This window comes from Nocardia sp. NBC_00403 (assembly GCF_036046055.1).
GTDB lineage: Bacteria > Actinomycetota > Actinomycetes > Mycobacteriales > Mycobacteriaceae > Nocardia.
Window position 1 is genome coordinate 557,615 of record NZ_CP107939.1, and the last position, 18,288, is coordinate 575,902.

Genomic DNA, 18,288 nt, shown 5'->3' on the forward strand with positions numbered 1-18,288 from the left:
GCACCGCACCATAAAGCCATGGTCTACCTCGCGACAATCATGACCATGTCACGGTGATCGGCCCTCAACAAACTGGCAGCCGGATCCATGAACCGCGCTAGCATCGCGCGATGGTGAAAGAAAGCCGCCGCCGAGTCCTTACGGTGGGTGAGCAGCAGTACCGCTGGAAGACCTACCACCAGCATGTAAACGGCTGCGAGGAAGTCCTGCGGCTGCGACAACTCGGGTCGGTGGCAGGCCTGACACTGGTCTTCCGCCCCGATGGTGAGCGCAATGTCTCCGACGGCGGGCCGGGCCCGACCGGTGTCATCTGGATTGGTGACCGTTTGCTGAACCTGAACAAGCCCGGCGTGGTTCGCGCGTTCGCCGACGCGGCCGTCGACGCGGGCTGGATGGCCGAGGCACGCACAGTCGGCCGCCGCAATGGCTGGGACCTATTCGATAACGCGTACACCAGCAATACCAACGGCTCATCGACGGTATAGGCACCGGGACCAGATCTGCCCGAGTTCTCGGGCACTCACTTTCGTTTTGGTTTCTTCCGGTTCCGGTCTGGGGCCGGAAACGCGCGTATCGCGCGCCCCGCAGGTACGGACGACCGAGAATTCCCTCAGCAATCCGAAATTTGTTGGGAGACAGCATGACCGAGCACGCGATCCAGCTGCCCACTGCGGGAGAGTCCACCTACGACACCTATGACCGAATTCGTGAGCGCGGCGAGGTCGTTCCTATCGAATTGCCGGGCGGGGTGCCCGCCTGGATCGCGACCAGCTACCAGGCCGTCAGTGAAGTCCTTGATGACAAACTGTTCAGCAAGAGTGCCGCGCAGTGTCCCGCCCTGCACGACGGCACCATTCCGGCCGATTGGCCCATGCGCGCGCTCACCGATATCGACCACATGCTCAACAAGGACGGCCTCGACCACCGGCGGCTGCGCAAGACCATCAGCCAGGCGTTCACCCCCGCCAGGGTCGCCGCGCTCGAACCGCGCATCGAGAAGATCGCCGCGAACCTGATCGCTCGGATCTGCCGGAACAGTCGGCACACCGAAACCCCGGGAGCCGCGTGCACTCAGCGAGCTCCGGGGGCAGCCGGAGCGAGCAATTCGGGAGGGGCGAGGGCATCGCTGACCCGAGAGCACGCGGAGCGGGTCGCCCAGGATTTCGGTGGGCCGGCGAACTCGATCCGATACCAATACTGACGTATCGACCATGAGGTTTTCGTGAAGGTTTCTAGAGCTGTTCGGCGGCCACCACGCGTTGCGCCGCGCGGGCGATGGCCAGTTCCTCATTGGTCGGAACGACCAGCACGGCCACTTCGGCTCCCGGTGCCGAAATATGCCGGGCTGTGCGGTCTTTCGCGGTGTTGAGCGCGGGGTCGACCGCGATGCCGAAGCGGGAGAGCTCGGCGAGGGCGTCGGCGCGAACCTGTGTGCTGTTCTCCCCGACACCCGCGGTGAAGGTGATGGCGTCGAGGCGACCCAGCTCCACCAAGTACGCGCCGAGGTAGCGGCGCAGTCGGTGGATGTATACGTCGTAGGCCAGCTTCGCGGCGGCGTCACCCTGATCGATGAGCCGTTGCAGCTCACGGAAATCGTTGACACCCGAAAGCCCCTTCAGGCCCGAGTTCCGGTTCAGAAGCTCGTCGACCTGGTCGATATTCAGATCGGCCGAGCGCATGAGGTGCGGCACGATGCCCGGGTCGAGATCGCCGGACCTGGTGCCCATCACCAAGCCCTCCAACGGGGTCAGACCCATTGTCGTGTCGACCGGCTGACCGCCCTTGATCGCCGAGGCCGAAGCGCCGTTACCCAGGTGGAAGACAATCTGATTCAGGTCGGCGGGATCGCGATCGAGCAGCTCCGCGACCCGCCCGGAGACGTATTCGTGCGAAGTGCCGTGAAAACCATATTTCCGAATGCCCTGCGCGGCAGCGACCTTCGCATCGATCGCGTAGGTCTTCGCGGCATCGGGCAGGCCGTGGAAGAACGCGGTGTCGAACACGGCGACCTGCGGTACGCCCGGCAATAGCCTCCTGGCACTCTCGATGCCCGCAACATTGGCCGGATTGTGCAGCGGCGCAAGCGAAGACAGCTCCGAAATCGCGGTGACCACTGCATCGTCGATCAGCGTCGGCCGGTAGAACACCTCGCCGCCGTGCACCACTCGATGCCCGACCGCGTGCACGCCCTCGCTCGCCAGATCACGTCCGGTCTCGGCAAACATCTCGAAAACCAGCCGCAGTCCGGCGGTGTGATCGGCGACCGGCTCATGACACTCGACGGTCATTCCCTCGGCACGATGCTCGATCCCGGCGTTCGCCTCGCCGATCCGGTCGACCATGCCCGAAGCCGCGACAGCGCTCGACTCCGGGTCCAGCAGCTGGTATTTGATCGACGACGAGCCGGAATTGATCACCAGCACCAGACCATCGGCACGTTCGCTGCTCATGACGCCTCCTGTGTCCCGCGAGAGTTCACATCGCCTCCAGGGTCCTGCGGTGCTCTCGCACACGTTCAGCAACCGTGATCACGACGCCAATGTTCCGCATTGCCCCTGTGCCGCGGACACCCCCGTCACTCTCCGTGCGCCTGAATCGCGGTGATCGCCACGGTGTTGACGATGTCGGCGACCAGAGCGCCGCGGGACAGATCGTTGACCGGCTTGCGCAGACCCTGCAGCACCGGGCCGATGGCGATCGCGCCCGCACTGCGCTGCACTGCCTTGTAGGTGTTGTTGCCGGTATTGAGATCGGGAAACACGAACACCGTTGCGCGGCCTGCCACCTCGGAATCCGGCAGCTTGGTGGTGGCGACGGTCGGCTCGATCGCCGCGTCGTATTGAATCGGGCCCTCCACCAGCAGTTCCGGCGCACGCTCGCGGACCAGCTTGGTCGCCACCCGGACCTTGTCCACATCGGCGCCGCTGCCCGATTCACCGGTCGAGTACGACAGCATGGCCACCCGCGGTTCGATGCCGAACCTGGCCGCGGTGCCCGCCGAGGAGATCGCGATATCGGCCAGCTGGTCCGACGTCGGATCGGGGACCACCGCGCAGTCGCCGTAGGCGAGCACCCGGTCGGCAAGGCACATCAGGAACACACTGGACACCGTGGCGACGCCGGGCGTGGTCTTGATGATCTCGAACGACGGCCGGATGGTGTGCGCCGTGGTGTGCGCGGCACCGGACACCATGCCGTCGGCAATGCCCTTGTGGACCATCATGGTGCCGAAATACGAGATGTCGGTCATGGTTTCGCGGGCGCGCTCAACGGTCATGCCCTTGTGCGCGCGCAGCTTCGCGTACTCCGCGGCGAAATCATCCAGATATCCCGAAGTGGCGGGATCGAGCACCTGCGCGGCGGCAATATCGACGCCCAGTTCGGCGGCGCGGGCCCGGATGGACCCCTCGTCACCGAGAATGACCAGGTCAGCGATCTTGCGCTGCAGCACCCGACCCGCGGCACGCAGGATGCGGTCGTCGTCGCCCTCGGGCAGCACGATGCGCTTGCGGTCCGCACGCGCCCACTCGATGAGCTGGTACTCGAACATCTGCGGGGTCACCACCGAGCTGCGCGGAACGTCGATGCGCCGCAACAACTCCGCGTCGTCGACCCGCTGCTCCATCAGCGCGAGAGCGGTGTCGACCTTGCGCGGGCTGCCCGCCGACATCCGGCCGCGGGTGCGGTAGGCGGCACTGGCCGTGTCGTAGGTGCCGAGTTCGGTGGTGAGGATCGGCAGCTTCGGTTTGAGACCGGTCATCAGTCGCGCGACCGCGGGATGCGGGAGCATGCCGCCGTTCATGATGATGCCCGACAGCGACGGAAAGCCTTCCGCCTCATGCGCATTCACCACGCTGAGCAGCACGTCCGAGCGGTCACCCGGCGCGATGACCACGACGCCGTCGACAAGCCGCTCCAGAATGTGTTCGGCCGTCATGCCGCCGACCATGATCTCCAACGCCTCGCGCTGCAGCAATTCCTGGTCGCCGCTGTACATTTCGCCGTCGATCGCGGTGCACAGCTCGGCCATGGTTGGCGCAATCAGCAACGGCACTTCCGGCAGCGTCCAGGACGGCACATCGAAGCCCTGCAAGGCCGAGCACACCTCGTCGAGCTGGTCCGGATCGCAGCGGTTGGCGATGATCGCGACCAGCTGCGCGTGCTCGAGGGCCAGTTCGCTCGCGCACAGCTCGGCCAGATGCCGCACCTCCTCCGGGGTGCGGCCGGAGCCGCGCACCACCAATAGCACCGGTGCGCCGAGGTTCACCGCGACCCTGGCGTTGAAACGCAGCTCGCTGGGGCTGGCCACGTCGGTGTAGTCGCTGCCGACGATCACCACCGCATCACACACCTTGGCGACCTCGTGGAAGCGCATCACGATCTCGCTGATCGCGGCATCGGGATCAGCGTGCACCTGGTCGTAGGTGACGCCGGTGGCCTGCGCGTAGTCGATATCGGCTGTGCTGTGTTCGAGCAGCAGTTCGAGAATGTAATCCGGCTCGGTGGTCGAGCGGGTGATCGGCCGGAACACCCCGACCCGAGCGGTGGTCACGCACAGCATCTGGAGCATCCCGAGCGCCACCGTCGATTTTCCGGTGTCACCCTCCGGAGACGCGATGTACACGGCGGATGGAGCAGATTCGGCCATGGTCGAAGCTTAGTAAACGGATGGCAACTCCCCCGCCTTCCCGAGTCTTCAGGAAGCTTCTAGCAACGCCGTATAGTCCGGGCATGGCTGAGCAGTTCCCGGACCGGCAATGGGGTTCGCGCACCAATGTTCTTTCCCGCGCAGCGAATAAGCTCGCGGCTACCAAGCCCGGTTCGTGGTTCATTCGGAAGATCACGCCGCTGGATCGCGCACTGCTCGAGCGCACCGACGCCAAGTACACCGTGCTCGGCCCGATCGGTGCGCCCGTCATCCTGCTGACCAGCATCGGCCGCAAGTCCGGCGAACCGCGCACCCAGCCGCTGCTCTATGTGCACGACGGTGACACGTTGTACGTGATCGGCAGCAACTTCGGTCAGGCCGAGCACCCGGCCTGGACCGCCAATCTGCTGGCGAACCCGCAGGCCACCGTCGCTATCGCGGGTGAACGCATCCCCGTCCAGGCCACCCTGGTCGCCGAGGCCGACAAGGACGCCGTCTTCGCCCGCTTCGTCGAAATCACCGGCGCCTACGACGCCTACCGCTCCCGCACCACCCGCAATCTGCGCATCTTCGCACTCACCCGCGCCTGAGATGCGCTGACGACCGGTCTTTCGCCTGCGCAGTCCCTCCAACGACTCGATGATGTGGTGACGGCGACCCATGCGATGGCCGTCACCACACCGTCGATCTAGCCCCCGAAGCTACCGGTTGCGGGCTTGGTGGCGGGGACGGTGACAGTGACCAGCTCCGACAACTCGTATCCCGCGTCGCCCGCACAGCCTCCCCTGGCCGTGATCGTCGTCCCCGGCTCGAGACCTTCCAGCGACGTCTTGATCGTCTGGCCGGGGTTGGCCAGCGACTCCGGGCGAGAACCGCCGAAGAACACGTGGTTGTTGTCGGGTCCGACGCCGGCCTCGGCCCAGCACTGACCCTGGTCGTTCGGATTGTGCAGCGTCGCGGTCACCGTTCCCGGTCCGGTGCCCGCGAAGGTGACGTCAGGGGCCTTGAACGGCGTCGCCGCGCTTGCGGGCGCTGCGGTAGTGGGGGCGAACATTACGGCCGCCGCGGAGGCGGCAAGGAGGACGGCTCCATGAATTCGTCGGTTCATCACATGACCGGATCATTCCCTGGAACAGCTTTCAACACAACAAAATTCGCTACCAGAGCTGGAGATACCCGCTAGAACACACACCGTGCGGGCGATGTGACATGGCCGCGGCGACTGTCACGAGCGCCGCGTGGCCATGTTCGATTGTCAGCCGAGCGCGCGCAGGCGCGGGGCCAGGTCGCGCTGGAAGAGATCGAGGAAGCGGCGCTGGTCGTGGCCGGGAGCGTGGAAGACCAGGTGGTTGAGGCCCGCGTCCAGGTAGGGCTTGATGAGGTCGACGGCCTGGTCGGGGTCGCTCGCAACGATCCAGCGCTTGGCGATCTGATCGATGGGGAGAGCGTCGGCGGCGGCCTCCATTTCGATCGGGTCGGTGATGCTGTGCTTCTGCTCGGGGGTCAGCGACAGCGGTGCCCAGAAGCGGGTGTTCTCCAGGGCCAGTTCGGGATCGGTGTCGTAGGAGATCTTTATCTCGATCATTCGGTCGATGTCGTCGACGGTGCGGCCTGCCTTCGCGGCACCCTCGGCGACGGCGGGCATCAGCTTCTCGGTGTAGAGATCCATACCCTTGCCGGAGGTGCAGATGAAGCCGTCACCGGCGCGGCCCGCGTACCGGGCCACCAATGGACCGCCCGCAGCGATGTAGACCGGGATACCGCCCTTGGGGACGTCGTAGATCGAGGCGCCGACAGTGCGGTAGTACTGACCGTCGAAGTCGGTGCGCTCGCCGGTCCACAGTGCGCGCATCAGGTCGACCGATTCGCGCAGACGGGCGAAACGCTCCTTGAATTCCGGCCATTCGCCGGTGAACCCGGTGGCGATCTCGTTGAGCGCCTCACCGGAGCCGACGCCGAGCATGATCCGGTCCGGGTACAGACAGCCCATGGTGGCGAAGGCCTGCGCGATCACCGCGGGGTTGTAGCGGAAGGTCGGGGTGAGCACCGAGGTGCCGAGCTGGATGCGCTCGGTGCGCTCGCCGACCGCGGCCATCCAGGCCAGCGAGAACGGCGCGTGCCCGCCCTTGTGGCGCCACGGCTGGAAGTGGTCGCTCACGGTGGCGCTGTCGAGCCCGTGTTCCTCGGCGAGCACCGCGATCTCGACCAACTCCCGAGGTCCGAACTGCTCTGCCGATGCCTTGTACCCGAGCTTGAGCTCACCCATGTGCGCCACTCCTGTCGCTTAGCTGCCACGGTTCGGGTGCGGGCGTTCCCGCACCCCGCTTCGGCCGTATCAACGCTTCATCGTGTCGCGATAGTCCGCGTCGCGGCACGACGGTCCTCCGCGTTTCAGACGGCCGTCCTCGACCATAGTCAGCGACCGACCCCGATGTGTGCGGGGTCGTACCGCGTCGATCCCTTACCCACGATCACCTGGACAGGCGACTGCTTCGCCTTCGCTCAGCCGGCGCAAGCGACTGCTTCGCGTTCACTCAGCCCAGGCGCAAACAGCTGCCTCACGTTCACACAGCCCAGGCGCAAACAGCTGCCTCACGTTCACACAGCCCAGGCGCAAACAGCTGCCTCACGTTCACACAGCCCAGGCGCAAACAGCTGCCTCACGTTCACACAGCCCAGGCGCAAACAGCTGCCTCGCCTCAGCTCAGCCCGATGCAAGCGGCTACAGACTTCGTCCGGCTGCGCCATAGTGGACAATTGACCGGTGACCGCCATTGACGAGCCCATCCTGTCCTATCTCACCGACATGGACGGCGTGCTGGTGCACGAGGACCACATGATCCCGGGCGCGGACAAGTTCCTGGCAGAGCTGCGGTCCAACGAGATCCCGTTCCTGGTGCTCACCAACAACTCGATCCGCACCCCGCGTGACCTGCAGGCCCGGCTGCGCCACACCGGATTGGATATTCCGGAAGAGGCTATCTGGACCTCCGCCCTGGCCACCGCCACCTTCCTCAATGACCAGCGCCCGAACGGAACCGCCTATGTCGTCGGCGAATCCGGGCTCACCACGGCGCTGCACGAGATCGGCTACGTGCTGACCGACAGCGATCCCGACTATGTCGTGCTCGGCGAGACCCGCACGTACTCCTTCGAGGCGATCACCACCGCCATCCGCCTTGTCGACCGCGGCGCCCGGTTCATCGCCACCAACCCGGACCCGACCGGCCCTTCCCGCGACGGCCTGCTGCCTGCCACCGGCTCGGTCGCCGCCCTGATCACTCGCGCGACCGGCCGCGACCCCTACTACGTCGGCAAGCCGAACTCGCTGATGATGCGGTCGGCCCTGCGCCGCATCGGCGCCCACTCCCAGTCCACCGTGATGATCGGCGACCGAATGGACACCGACGTCATCTCCGGACTCGAGGCGGGTATGCGAACCATCCTCGTCACCACCGGCATCTCCACCCGCGCCTCGGTAGAGCAATTCCCCTACCGCCCGACCCTGGTCGTCGATTCGGTCGCGGACCTGGTCGGCCATACCAGCACGCCTTTCGACTAGCCCCTGCACCAGCGTCACCCTCGCGACAGTGCGGGTCCCACCAGCGATGTTCGTCATACTGACATCATGGAAACCTGGTTCGACGCAGCACGTGCGGCGGAGACCGGCCATGACTGGGATGCAGCGATCTCCGCAGTCAGCGCTGTTGCCGAGTGCTACAGCGCAGACCATAACCGGCACGATGCGCATCTGTGGCACATGGATCTACTCGTGAAAGCGAGACGCCTCGACGAGCTAGCCACGCGGGGTGAGACCGACGTCCACGCGCGGCGCAGGCTGGACCGGTTCCTGTACGAGGACAGTCGCGACCGCGATCTCCGGCAACGGGCCCAGCATGGGGACAAGACCACGCTGTACTTGCTCGTGAAGCTGCTTTGCCAGCGAGAGGAGCAAGCCGCTGCTCAGCAGGTGGTAGCCGAAATTGATGGCACCGATGAATACGCGCTGGGCCTGGCGAGACAGCGGCTGACCGACATATAGCACACAAACCGCACGTCAGTGTTGATCAGGACTTCGAACATCGACAGCTTCCGGTCCGGCGGGCGAGGTGTCGTCACCCAGCGGTCAGGAATCCCCGAGATCTGGTCGGCGCGATCAGGATTCGGTGTCGGTGATGGCGTCGAGGGCGGCGGACAAGGTGGTCAGCACATCCACCGTCAGGGCGAATTTTTCGGGGCCGAGTTCGGCCGCCAGTCGCTGTGCCATCACGGCGTGATGGGGGTTGATGCGCTTGATGGCGTCGCGACCGGCGTCGGTGGGCGCCACCAGTTTCGCGCGGCGGTGAGCGGGGTTCGGGCGGTATTCGGCAAGTCCCTTGTCCACCAACAGATCCGCGATGCGCTGCACGCTCTGGCGGGTAATGCCCATCGCCCTGGCGATGCCCGCCACCGGAAGCGGTTCGCGCAGCACCGCCCCGAGCACTTGCCACCAGGCCGCAGTAATGCCCCCGGGCTGGGCGAGTTCTTCTGCGATCGTGAGGAATTGGCCGTTGAGCCGGAACGAGGTGATGGCGGCGGTGCTGAAGAGTTCCTGTTCAGGTGTGTCACTCATGCCGAGCAGCCCTCCTGTGCCGCACGGCTTTCGATGCCGGGCATGCCACCTCCTCGATGTGGATCGTCGGCGATCCGACCGTTCGATCGGATCGCCGTGGATTGTCCCTCAGTGGGAGGTTCCCGCCATCTGCGCCTCGTATTCGGCGAGCACGGCATAGCCTGCCGGATCGCTGTGCGCATAGAGCCGGTACCAGCCGTCGAGCACGTGCGGCTCGTACACACCGAGCCTGCCCAGCACCTCGCGGGCGAACTCGAAGGGTGCGGTGCCGCTCGCGGTGATCAGATCGCCGTCGGTCACCGCAGGCTCGTTCACGTAGCGGTCGCCGCCCGAATATCCGCTGTAGGCAAGGAATTCCGCGACATTACTGGTGTGCGCGCGAGTGTCGAGCAGACCCTCCTTCGCCAGCCCGAAGGTGGCGCCACAGATGCCCGCGACCGGCACACCCGCATCGAGGAACGCCCCGGCCAGCCGCGCGAACGGGGCAAGTTCACCCGTAACCCACGTATCCGCGCCGGGCAGGATCAGCATCGCGCTGTCAGCGGGGGCGAGATCGGCGATCGCCACATCCGGCACAATCCGCACCCCGCCCATTGTGGTGATCGGATCCATGGTCAGCCCGACCGTCTTGACCTGGAACTTTCCGGGCTCTTTATGCCAGGCGTGCTTGTTGATGTGCGCAGTGGCGGCACCAACCTCCCAGTCGGCGAGAGTGTCGTAAACGGCCATGTGAACTGTTTGCGTGGGCATGACAGTATGCTGTCACATTTGACAGGATGCTGTCAAATGAAGCGCTGCCCGCACTACACCCAACTCGACGCGCTCGGACCGGCAGGGGCACTACCTTCGGGATGGCTCGGTCCATGTGCATGTTCAGCTGTGGTCGCGTGTAGTGGCAGAGCGGAGTGCCTCTGTTCGGAGCCGGAAAGGCGCGGCGCCTGCGGGGTTGAGGAGAACATCGGCGCCAGACGGGATGATGTCGGGGAGTGCGCTGCCGTGAACCGGGATCCACTGGTCGACATCGAGGTGGGCCTTCTGTAGTTCGGCGGTGGCGACGACAACACAGGGTGTGCTGTCGGGGGCGGTGCCCAGCAGCGGCTGACCGTGTACGTCGCAGCCGATTTCCACGATCGCGTCACGCACGGCGGCGACGAGTTCGGTGCGAGGCTGCTGTCCTTCAGCGATCAGGCGCAGTACCGCGTCGATAGGATCGGTCGGCACGGTGGGTGCGCTGGGGCGGTAGCGTGGATTCGGCCGGAACGGCCCAGTGCCACCATTATCGTGTAGCTCCCACCCGCCCACGATGACCTCCACGGGCGGGGATGCGGTCGGATCGCCCTGATTCCAGCCGGGATCGACCAACACGAACCAGTTGTTGTGCCGGACAGCTTCCGGTGGCGGATTCCCCACAGCTCATCGTCCTTACCTCGGTTCCATGCCTTGTACCGCCACTGTCTCATGACACCGCCCTCCGATCCGGACGGATCACTGCGAAGCCCACCGTGGGACGGTCGCCCGGCCAGACTCCAACACTGACTCACAGCGTCCGCCCGAACCTTTGCGCAGGTAACCTGTGACGATGTTGGTTAGATGCCCCGGGATTTCTATCCCGGTGCGGGACGCGGCGCGAGGCGATGGCTAGCACAGGAGCGGCTCGACTGATGGTCGAGGCAACCGAGTCGATCACACGATTACTCAAAGACGGCGCTCATACCATCAACAACCGGGTCGGGGTCAATGGGTTCGCAGGCGAACTCGACAACGCCGGGAGGACCCTTACGAACGGCGACGGCGCCAGCGTGAGTGTTCTCAATCGTTACAGCTTCAGCTTGCAGGACGACCAGGGCGTTGCACATCACATCCACGACATACGCGTCATTCCCCTGGTGGATCACGAAGGGAATACATTCGGAATTTCCTTCCCAACCAAGAAAGGCGCAACAGAGAACGATCTTTCCGGGGACAAGAAATACTACGAGACATGGTCACGGATGCCGGATCGGCTGAGTGACAGCGAATACTACCCCGTGCGTCGTGTCGACCCAGGCGACGGGAGCGACCCCGATTGGAAAGATGCCGGGCCTTCTCAGCCCGCACCCTGGGCCGATGACGCCAGGGAGGGGATGCTTTACGTGCACGCGCACGGACGCCCAGAGGGAATCGAGATCGATGCCAATTTCGGTGACGATGCCAACCCCGACTGGCAAACTGTGGGGATTCCTGGGGGTTTCTTCGGGCAATTGGTTGCGGCAAATTTGGATTTCCAATCCGCTTCCCGTGCAGGACCAAATAAACCGCTGATGATGCTGGTCTGCGAGGGGGACGCTCACGTCCAGCAGGTAGCAGGGGCCATTCACAGCGCGGGCATGAACCACGATGTTTGGGCCACGGTCGGTGTCAATCAGGCGCGCTTCACCGAGCGGAAAGGAACCGCGGAATTGGGTGCGGAGATACCGGACGGCGGCGCGCCCTCCGATCCCATCACCGTCATCCGAGCGCCGAACCGCCCACCCACAACATAACGAGACCGGTTACCCAACGAGTGGTAGCGCCTTTTTCGCGTCACTGCCGCCGCTTGCGGGCGGCCAGGTTGGTACTGGCCTGCCATCGGATCAGAGCCTCCGCCGACGGGCGGGCGTATTTGCCGAGCGAGCGCACCGAAGCGTGCCCGCTCATGCGCATCAGCATCGGCGTGGACGCCCCGTCCTCTGCGGCATGCGTGAGTCGTCTGTGCCGGAGTTGATACAAGGTGAATGGCCGCGACCGAAGCCGCCGGTACGGCATGGTGCTCGAACAGCTCGGCCGCTCGCCGGTACGACAACCGGCCGCGCAACGTCCACGGGTCGATATCGTCGACGGCCGCACCAGGTTTCGCCTCCCGTTGGATTCTTCGGCATGCCGCCGACCTTCTGGTTAGTCACCTGGTGCCAGTAGATCGCGTCAAGGGATGTCAGTAGCGCGAGACACCAGCCGTGCTCGGCGAATGTTGGTAACGCCACGCCATTACCGACAACGACGAGGGGCGAGAGGGTCAAACCAAGAAGACGCACCCGGAGCCCTCCCCCGACCGCTCTCCCGAAAGGGGAACGATACCGCGACCTCAACCGGTATCGAACCACCTGGATGAGACAGGTTCCGTTCATAGCCAGACCAGAGCAGAGACCGCTAACGTGACTTTTCACGCCACTGGACCCCGTGTGCCGAGCCGTTCCGGAGCACAGCTCATTCGACGGCTCGATACCCTCCCCTTCGATTCCCCAGGCACACCGAAACACCACGGGTTCAAGGGCTCTCCAGGCCAGAAAAGGGCGCACGACCTGTGGATTCGCAAAGGAACGGGCGACCCGATTCGTTCAGCGGGTGCGCTCGAGCTTCGAGAGGTGCGCGATATTGGCTCGATCATCCGAGTCCGTGCTCGGCTCCGTCACGAACCAGGCGTCGAGGATCTCCGTCAGCAGGGCACTCGAGGTCGTCCGCAGGCTCAGCGCAAGGACATTCGCGTCATTCCACTTGCGCGCACCGGCCGCGGTGGCGGCATCACCACACAGCGCGGCCCGGATACCGGCCACCTTGTTCGCGGCGATCGACGCACCGGTTCCGGTCCAGCAGCAGACGATGGCTTGCTCGGCTCGCCCCTCGGCGACATCACGTGCCGCCGCCGCACTGGCCCAGGCCCAGTCGTCGCGCTCCACCTCGGAAAGCGCCCCGTGCGCGAGTGTCTCCAGCCCGCGCCGATGCAACTCCTCGATCAGTTCCTTCGCCACCCCGACACGCTCGTCTGCCGCCACCGAGATCCGCATACGTCCAGGGTAGGCACCCGGCGGCGCCGCAGGTCGCCGAACAGGACATCACCGTGCTCGTTCTCGACGATGTCCCGCTCGCGGCGCGGACGCTCTAGCTGAGAGCGTGGCCGAGGTCGTCGAGAAGGTCTTCGACGTCCTCGAGGCCCACCGAGATGCGGACGACGCCGTCGGTGAGGCCGATGGTCGCGCGACCTTCCGGGCCCATGGCGCGGTGGGTGGTGGTGGCCGGGTGGGTGATGAGGGTCTTGGAGTCGCCGAGGTTGTTGGAGATATCGACGATGCGCAAGCGATTGAGCACCTCGAAGGCGCGCTTCTTGCCTTCATCCGCAGGCGCGTTCAGCTCGAAGGTGACCACCGTGCCACCGCCGCTCATCTGGCTCACGGCCAGTGCGTGCTGCGGATGTGATTCCAGGAAGGGGTATTTCACCCAGCCGACAGACTTGTTGCCCTCGAGGAACTGAGCGATGCACAGCGCGGCTTCCGTGGAATGACGCACCCGCAGCGGCATCGTCTCCAAGCCCTTGAGCAGGGTCCACGCATTGAACGGGCTCAAGGCGGGACCGGTGTGGCGCATCAGATTCTTCACCGGGCCGTCGATGTAGTCCCGCGCACCGAGAATCGCGCCGCCGAGCACCCGGCCCTGGCCGTCGATGTGCTTGGTACCGGAATACACCAGGACGTCGGCGCCGAGTTCGAAACCACGCTGCAGCAGCGGCGTGGCGAAGACGTTGTCCAGCACCACCTTCGCGCCCGCGGCGTGTGCGAGTTCGGTGACCCTGCGCACGTCCACCAGCGTCTGCATCGGGTTGGCGGGCGTCTCGAAGAACACCGCCTGGGTGGGCACCGACAATGCCCGCTCCCACTGATCCAGGTCGTCACCGTCGACGAAGACGGTTTCGATCCCCCAGCGCGGCAGAATCTCGTTGCACACCACGAAGCAGGAGCCGAACAGGCTGCGTGCGGCAACCAGTCGGTCACCGGCGCCGAGCAGCGCGCCGAGCGCGGTGAAGACGGCGGACATGCCGCTCGCCGTGGCGAAGCAGGCTTCGGCGCCATCCATCAGCCGCAGCCGCTCCTCGAACATGGCGACCGTCGGGTTGCCGTAGCGGGAGTAGACGAAATGTTCGACCTCGCCGGTGAACGCGGCCTCGGCGGCCTCGGCGCTCTCGTAGACGAAGCCGGAGGTCAGATACAGCGCTTCGGCCGTCTCCTCGAAACCGGAGCGCCGCAGGCCACCGCGCACGCCGAGGGTCGCCGGACCGACGCCATCGGGCAGTGGCTTGTCGAAGGAGCCGCCGGTGATCACGACTGCCGCCACGGGAGGCCGATGGCCCGCCAGCCGGAGCCGCCACGATGACCGGTCGCGTCGAGGCCGCCCTCGAAGCCATCCAGCACGTTGTAGGACGGTCCGATCCCGACCCCGGTCGCGGTGTTCGCGGCATGCGCGGAACGCTGGCCGGAGCGACACAGGAACACGACGGGAGCCTCCGGGTTGCGGCCGTCGAGCGCCTGGGTCAGCTGCTCGACGAACGCACCATTGCGGGTGCCGGTGCCGTCGACCCACTCGATCAGCACCGTCGGGCGCTCGATCGATGTGGTGTCGGGAACTCCGACGAAGCGCCATTCGGCTTCGGTACGCACGTCCACCAGGACGGCTTCGGGGTTGTCCCGCAGTAATTCCCACGCCTGCTGCGGGGTGATGTCACCGGCATAACTCATATGGACCTCCTGTGAATCCGCTCTTGCCGCACCTGGGTTTCGGTGCGCGGCCAGGTCGTCACCCGGAGCACCCCGCCGCGGAGGAGGGTTGCCGACCAGCAAGCCGGGGCTTGACGCTGGTTCTCATGACCTGGTTCTGAGATTGCCTGGGCGGGGGTCACCCTGTCAAACCCCAGTTCACGACGCGGGATGGTCAACCGCAGATGAGCCAGCGGTCGCCCGATCGCGTCAGATTCCAGGTCGCCGTGGCTGCCTTGCCGTCGACCTCGGTGGTGACCGTCGCCTTCGCCCGGTCACCGTCGACCATCGGATTCTCGATTTTTGTTATCTCGACGGTCTTTCCGGTTTCGAGGCCGCCGAGCTGGGTGGCCAGCGACGACTTGCGCTCGTCGAATCCGTCGCACGCCACACCCGGCGGCGGCGTGACATCGCTGCGACCGCGAGCCTCCGCGTAGTTGCGGACCGCCGCCGCGATGCGATCTGCTTCTGTGACATTTTTCTCAGCCGGTGACAGCAGCCCGCCGAGCACGATCCCGACGACCACGATGACCGCGACCACCGCCGCCGCGATGAACGGCCACGGGGTGCGGGAGTCGGTCTGGTCGACCTCGATTACGGCGTCGCCGTCGGTGTCTTGCTGATCGGTCATGTTCACGATGATCCCTGGTCGGCGGGGTTATCGAGCGCCCACCCCCGAACTCGGCGACACGCCGCGGAGGATCCGTGCGCGCAGCGGTTACCTCGGGGCACACCGTGGGTAAGCAGTGGGAGGCAGGCCGTCGTGGCCGCAAGCCGGTCACCGCACCGGCGCGGACTGCCACGCGGACCACCGATAGAATCGCGAGACTGCGGCCTGCTGTCATAGCTGATATGACAGCGAGTCGGCACCAGTGTCCGCACATCAGGTGCAACCACAGCGGCGCGTCGAGTTAGCCTAGGCTAAGACCGACGCCATTAATTGTTTTCGACCTTAAGGGTGCGCGTAAGAGATGACCGAACAGAGTGCAGCGACCCGCCCGCTCCGCATCGCGATCGTGGGCGCAGGGCCGGCCGGCATCTACGCCGCCGACGCATTGATGAAGTCAGATGCGCAAGTGTCGATCGACTTGTTCGAGCGCATGCCTGCTCCGTTCGGGCTGATCCGCTACGGCGTCGCGCCCGACCATCCGCGCATCAAGGGCATCATCACCGCCCTGCACAAGGTGCTCGACAAGCCGCAGGTGCGCCTGCTCGGCAACATCGACTACGGCACCGACATCACCCTCGACGACCTGCGCACCTTCTATGACGCGGTCATCTTCTCCACCGGTGCCAACGCCGACCGCGCCCTGGACATCCCCGGCATCGGTCTCGACGGCAGCTACGGCGCGGCGGACTTCGTGTCCTGGTACGACGGACACCCCGATGTGCCGCGCACCTGGCCGCTGGAGGCCGAGAAGGTCGCCGTCCTCGGTGTCGGCAATGTGGCGCTCGACGTGGCACGGGTGCTCGCCAAGACCGGCGACGAACTGCTGCCCACCGAGATTCCGCCGAACGTCTACCAGGGCCTCGAGGCCAACAAGGCGGTCGAGGTCCACGTGTTCGGCCGCCGCGGCCCCGCCCAGGCGAAGTTCACCCCGCTGGAGCTGCGCGAGCTGGACCACTCCCCGACCATCGAGGTCATCGTCGACCCGGAAGACATCGACTACGACGAGGGCTCCGAGGCCGCGCGCCGGCACTCCAAGCAGGTCGACATGATCGCCAACACCCTCGAGCAGTGGGCCATCCGCGACGCGGGCAACCGCCCGCACAAGCTGTTCCTGCACTTCTTCGAGTCCCCTTCGGAGATCATCGGCGAGAACGGCCAGGTCGTCGGCTTGCGCACCGAGCGAACCCAGCTCGACGGCACCGGAAACGTCAAGGGCACCGGGGTGTACCGGGACTGGGACGTCCAGGCCGTGTACCGCGCTGTCGGCTACCTGTCGCAGAACCTCACCAACCTGCCCTTCGACGATCAGGCAGGCACCGTGCCCAACGAGGCCGGTCGGGTGATCGGTGACGAGAACGCGGACGGCGCCGACCGCTACCTGCCCGCCACCTACGTCACCGGCTGGATCAAGCGCGGCCCCGTCGGCCTCATCGGCCACACCAAGGGCGACGCCAACGAAACCGTGGCCTGCCTGCTCGACGACAGCGCGAACTTCACCCCGGCCGCCCAGCCGGAACTGGACGCGGTGACCGCGTTCCTGGAGAGCAAGGGCATCCCTTTCACCACCTGGCAGGGCTGGTACCGCCTGGACGCGCACGAGCGCGCCCTCGGCGAGCCGGAGGGTCGCGAACGCGTCAAGGTGGTCGAGCGTGAAGACATGCTGCGTGCCAGCGAGCCGCACAAGGTCTGAGCCCCGCTCGGTGTGATCGCACTGGATCCATCCATGCCGGGAGCGGAAATACTGTCACGTCCGCGGCAGCGAAAACTCCGACACTGAGGCATTCTGTACAAGTGTTCGATGCCCATGTCCATATCTTCGACCCGCGGTTCCCGCTGGCCGAGAACGAGGGTTACCTGCCCGACCCGTTCACCATCGCCGACTATCGAAAGCGCATGTCGCGCTTCGATATCGGCGGTGGTGCCGTGGTCAGCGGCTCTTTCCAAGGCAACGATCAGACCTATCTCAAGGCGGCACTCGCCGAATTGGGCGAGGGCTGGGTCGGGGTGACCCGCCTCGATCTCGACGCCACCGACGACGAGATCATCGAACTGGACCGGATCGGCGTGCGCGCGCTGCGCTTCAACCTCAAGCGCGCCGCCGCCGACATCACCGGCATGACCCTGCAGGCATTGCGCGCCCACGAGCTGGTCGGCTGGCATGTCGAGGTCTACATCGACGGCCAGATGCTCGGCTCGCTGCAGCCGGTCATCTCCAAACTTCCCGCCTTGTCCATCGACCATCTCGGCATGTCCGACGAGGGTCTGCCCTACCTCCTCGACCTGGTCGACCGCGGCGCCCGCGTGAAGGCAACGGGTTTCGGCCGCGTCGCCTCGAATGTCGCCAAAACGTTGCGCCGCATTCACACGGTGAACCCCGAAGCCCTCATGTTCGGCACCGACCTGCCCGGCACCCGCGCCGGCCGCCCGTTCAGGGACTCGGATGTGGACCTGATCTGCGACGTCGTCGGCACCGACATGGTCAAGGTCCTCGAAGACAACGCCCGCGCCTTCTACCGGCTCCCGGCCCGGGCACGCGCGATCCCCGCCGATCCCAACCGGACCACCCCCATGTTCCGCGCGGAACAGCCGACGTTGCCGTTGCGCCGCGACGAACTTCCTAAATTCGAAGCGGTGCCGGACACGATCCCGTTTCCGGCGATCGAATAGCGCCGTCGGCAGCCTCGCCGGAGACGGCCGAAACACGCGGTGAGCTCTCGTTGAGCCGGGTGGTGCACGGTACGTGCCAGCAGCTGGGACGGGACGCCTGGGCGCAGCTCAGCCGACGCGTTCAGCACTTCCCACCTACGGAAGTTTCGAA

General features: G+C 65.6%; 19 protein-coding genes and 1 riboswitch. Of the genes, 8 read left to right on the plus strand and 11 right to left on the minus strand.

Going from position 1 to position 18,288, the window contains the following annotated elements; translation table 11 throughout:
• Positions 1-110: 110 nt before the first annotated feature.
• Positions 111-485, plus strand: coding sequence for a hypothetical protein (locus OHQ90_RS02415; protein ID WP_328406926.1), 375 nt, complete (start codon positions 111-113; stop codon positions 483-485).
• 155 nt (positions 486-640) lie between these two features.
• Positions 641-1,201, plus strand: coding sequence for a hypothetical protein (locus OHQ90_RS02420; RefSeq protein ID WP_328406927.1), 561 nt, complete (start codon positions 641-643; stop codon positions 1,199-1,201).
• 31 nt (positions 1,202-1,232) lie between these two features.
• Here the strand turns inward: OHQ90_RS02420 and OHQ90_RS02425 are convergent, their stop codons facing one another.
• A complete protein-coding gene (locus OHQ90_RS02425; RefSeq protein WP_328406928.1) occupies positions 1,233-2,450 on the minus strand; it encodes an acetate kinase in 1,218 nt (405 codons plus the stop codon).
• A gap of 125 nt (positions 2,451-2,575) precedes the next feature.
• Positions 2,576-4,648 carry a phosphate acetyltransferase gene (gene pta, locus OHQ90_RS02430; protein ID WP_328406929.1) on the minus strand — a complete coding sequence of 691 codons (2,073 nt, stop codon included), beginning with the start codon at positions 4,646-4,648 and terminating at the stop codon, positions 2,576-2,578.
• A gap of 83 nt (positions 4,649-4,731) precedes the next feature.
• Here pta and OHQ90_RS02435 point away from each other — a divergent pair, with 83 nt between their 5' ends.
• Positions 4,732-5,238: a nitroreductase family deazaflavin-dependent oxidoreductase gene (locus tag OHQ90_RS02435; RefSeq protein WP_328406930.1), complete on the plus strand. Its 507-nt coding sequence runs from the start codon at positions 4,732-4,734 to the stop codon at positions 5,236-5,238.
• Positions 5,239-5,336: 98 nt separating this feature from the next.
• Here the strand turns inward: OHQ90_RS02435 and OHQ90_RS02440 are convergent, their stop codons facing one another.
• Positions 5,337-5,756, minus strand: coding sequence for a hypothetical protein (locus OHQ90_RS02440; protein WP_328406931.1), 420 nt, complete (start codon positions 5,754-5,756; stop codon positions 5,337-5,339).
• A 147-nt stretch (positions 5,757-5,903) separates the two neighbouring features.
• The gene (fgd, locus tag OHQ90_RS02445; RefSeq protein ID WP_328406932.1) at positions 5,904-6,914 is read right to left on the minus strand and encodes a glucose-6-phosphate dehydrogenase (coenzyme-F420); all 1,011 of its coding nucleotides are present in this window, start codon (positions 6,912-6,914) and stop codon (positions 5,904-5,906) included.
• A 540-nt stretch (positions 6,915-7,454) separates the two neighbouring features.
• On the opposite strand from fgd, the gene OHQ90_RS02450 reads away from it, so the two are divergent.
• Both OHQ90_RS02450 and OHQ90_RS02455 read left to right on the plus strand, forming a co-directional pair.
• On the plus strand, positions 7,455-8,210 hold the full coding sequence (locus tag OHQ90_RS02450; protein WP_442941434.1) for an HAD-IIA family hydrolase: 756 nt from the start codon (positions 7,455-7,457) through the stop codon (positions 8,208-8,210).
• A gap of 66 nt (positions 8,211-8,276) precedes the next feature.
• The gene (locus tag OHQ90_RS02455) at positions 8,277-8,690 is read left to right on the plus strand and encodes a hypothetical protein (RefSeq protein WP_328406934.1); all 414 of its coding nucleotides are present in this window, start codon (positions 8,277-8,279) and stop codon (positions 8,688-8,690) included.
• 114 nt (positions 8,691-8,804) lie between these two features.
• Here OHQ90_RS02455 and OHQ90_RS02460 read toward each other — a convergent pair whose 3' ends face one another.
• The 3 genes from OHQ90_RS02460 to OHQ90_RS02470 form a co-directional block, all read right to left on the minus strand.
• A complete protein-coding gene (locus OHQ90_RS02460) occupies positions 8,805-9,260 on the minus strand; it encodes a MarR family winged helix-turn-helix transcriptional regulator (protein ID WP_328406935.1) in 456 nt (151 codons plus the stop codon).
• 108 nt (positions 9,261-9,368) lie between these two features.
• Complete coding sequence (locus tag OHQ90_RS02465) at positions 9,369-10,010, minus strand: type 1 glutamine amidotransferase family protein (protein ID WP_328406936.1); 642 nt, start codon at positions 10,008-10,010, stop codon at positions 9,369-9,371.
• A gap of 123 nt (positions 10,011-10,133) precedes the next feature.
• On the minus strand, positions 10,134-10,670 hold the full coding sequence (locus tag OHQ90_RS02470) for a type VII secretion system-associated protein (RefSeq protein WP_328406937.1): 537 nt from the start codon (positions 10,668-10,670) through the stop codon (positions 10,134-10,136).
• A 251-nt stretch (positions 10,671-10,921) separates the two neighbouring features.
• On the opposite strand from OHQ90_RS02470, the gene OHQ90_RS02475 reads away from it, so the two are divergent.
• Positions 10,922-11,782, plus strand: coding sequence for a hypothetical protein (locus OHQ90_RS02475; protein WP_328406938.1), 861 nt, complete (start codon positions 10,922-10,924; stop codon positions 11,780-11,782).
• Between the two features lie 831 nt (positions 11,783-12,613).
• On the opposite strand, the gene OHQ90_RS02480 is transcribed toward OHQ90_RS02475, so the two are convergent.
• The 4 genes from OHQ90_RS02480 to OHQ90_RS02495 all read right to left on the minus strand — a co-directional run bounded on the left by OHQ90_RS02480 (position 12,614) and on the right by OHQ90_RS02495 (position 15,431).
• Positions 12,614-13,060: an RpiB/LacA/LacB family sugar-phosphate isomerase gene (locus OHQ90_RS02480; protein WP_328406939.1), complete on the minus strand. Its 447-nt coding sequence runs from the start codon at positions 13,058-13,060 to the stop codon at positions 12,614-12,616.
• Positions 13,061-13,154: 94 nt separating this feature from the next.
• Complete coding sequence (locus OHQ90_RS02485; protein WP_328412479.1) at positions 13,155-14,369, minus strand: O-succinylhomoserine sulfhydrylase; 1,215 nt, start codon at positions 14,367-14,369, stop codon at positions 13,155-13,157.
• Complete coding sequence (locus tag OHQ90_RS02490; protein WP_328406940.1) at positions 14,366-14,782, minus strand: rhodanese-like domain-containing protein; 417 nt, start codon at positions 14,780-14,782, stop codon at positions 14,366-14,368. The genes OHQ90_RS02485 and OHQ90_RS02490 overlap by 4 nt, the downstream gene beginning before the upstream one ends.
• Positions 14,783-14,796: 14 nt before the next feature.
• Positions 14,797-14,913: riboswitch (SAM riboswitch) on the minus strand.
• A 62-nt stretch (positions 14,914-14,975) separates the two neighbouring features.
• Entirely contained in the window at positions 14,976-15,431 is a 456-nt protein-coding gene (locus tag OHQ90_RS02495; RefSeq protein ID WP_328406942.1) for an Rv0361 family membrane protein, read from the minus strand.
• A 340-nt stretch (positions 15,432-15,771) separates the two neighbouring features.
• Here OHQ90_RS02495 and OHQ90_RS02500 point away from each other — a divergent pair, with 340 nt between their 5' ends.
• Positions 15,772-17,160: an FAD-dependent oxidoreductase gene (locus tag OHQ90_RS02500; RefSeq protein ID WP_328406943.1), complete on the plus strand. Its 1,389-nt coding sequence runs from the start codon at positions 15,772-15,774 to the stop codon at positions 17,158-17,160.
• Between the two features lie 101 nt (positions 17,161-17,261).
• Positions 17,262-18,137 carry an amidohydrolase family protein gene (locus tag OHQ90_RS02505; protein WP_328406944.1) on the plus strand — a complete coding sequence of 292 codons (876 nt, stop codon included), beginning with the start codon at positions 17,262-17,264 and terminating at the stop codon, positions 18,135-18,137.
• The last annotated feature ends 151 nt before the right edge of the window (positions 18,138-18,288 follow it).

Coding starts and splice junctions, on each gene's coding strand:
- OHQ90_RS02480 (WP_328406939.1), bottom strand. CDS start 13,060: ATGCGGATCTCGGTGGCGGCAGACGAGCGTGTCGGGGTGGCGAAGGAA.
- OHQ90_RS02415 (WP_328406926.1), top strand. CDS start 111: ATGGTGAAAGAAAGCCGCCGCCGAGTCCTTACGGTGGGTGAGCAGCAG.
- OHQ90_RS02440 (WP_328406931.1), bottom strand. CDS start 5,756: ATGAACCGACGAATTCATGGAGCCGTCCTCCTTGCCGCCTCCGCGGCG.
- OHQ90_RS02435 (WP_328406930.1), top strand. CDS start 4,732: ATGGCTGAGCAGTTCCCGGACCGGCAATGGGGTTCGCGCACCAATGTT.
- OHQ90_RS02500 (WP_328406943.1), top strand. CDS start 15,772: ATGACCGAACAGAGTGCAGCGACCCGCCCGCTCCGCATCGCGATCGTG.
- fgd (WP_328406932.1), bottom strand. CDS start 6,914: ATGGGTGAGCTCAAGCTCGGGTACAAGGCATCGGCAGAGCAGTTCGGA.
- OHQ90_RS02455 (WP_328406934.1), top strand. CDS start 8,277: ATGGAAACCTGGTTCGACGCAGCACGTGCGGCGGAGACCGGCCATGAC.
- OHQ90_RS02420 (WP_328406927.1), top strand. CDS start 641: ATGACCGAGCACGCGATCCAGCTGCCCACTGCGGGAGAGTCCACCTAC.
- OHQ90_RS02450 (WP_442941434.1), top strand. CDS start 7,455: ATGGACGGCGTGCTGGTGCACGAGGACCACATGATCCCGGGCGCGGAC.
- OHQ90_RS02465 (WP_328406936.1), bottom strand. CDS start 10,010: ATGCCCACGCAAACAGTTCACATGGCCGTTTACGACACTCTCGCCGAC.
- OHQ90_RS02495 (WP_328406942.1), bottom strand. CDS start 15,431: ATGACCGATCAGCAAGACACCGACGGCGACGCCGTAATCGAGGTCGAC.
- OHQ90_RS02425 (WP_328406928.1), bottom strand. CDS start 2,450: ATGAGCAGCGAACGTGCCGATGGTCTGGTGCTGGTGATCAATTCCGGC.
- OHQ90_RS02475 (WP_328406938.1), top strand. CDS start 10,922: ATGGTCGAGGCAACCGAGTCGATCACACGATTACTCAAAGACGGCGCT.
- OHQ90_RS02460 (WP_328406935.1), bottom strand. CDS start 9,260: ATGAGTGACACACCTGAACAGGAACTCTTCAGCACCGCCGCCATCACC.
- pta (WP_328406929.1), bottom strand. CDS start 4,648: ATGGCCGAATCTGCTCCATCCGCCGTGTACATCGCGTCTCCGGAGGGT.
- OHQ90_RS02490 (WP_328406940.1), bottom strand. CDS start 14,782: ATGAGTTATGCCGGTGACATCACCCCGCAGCAGGCGTGGGAATTACTG.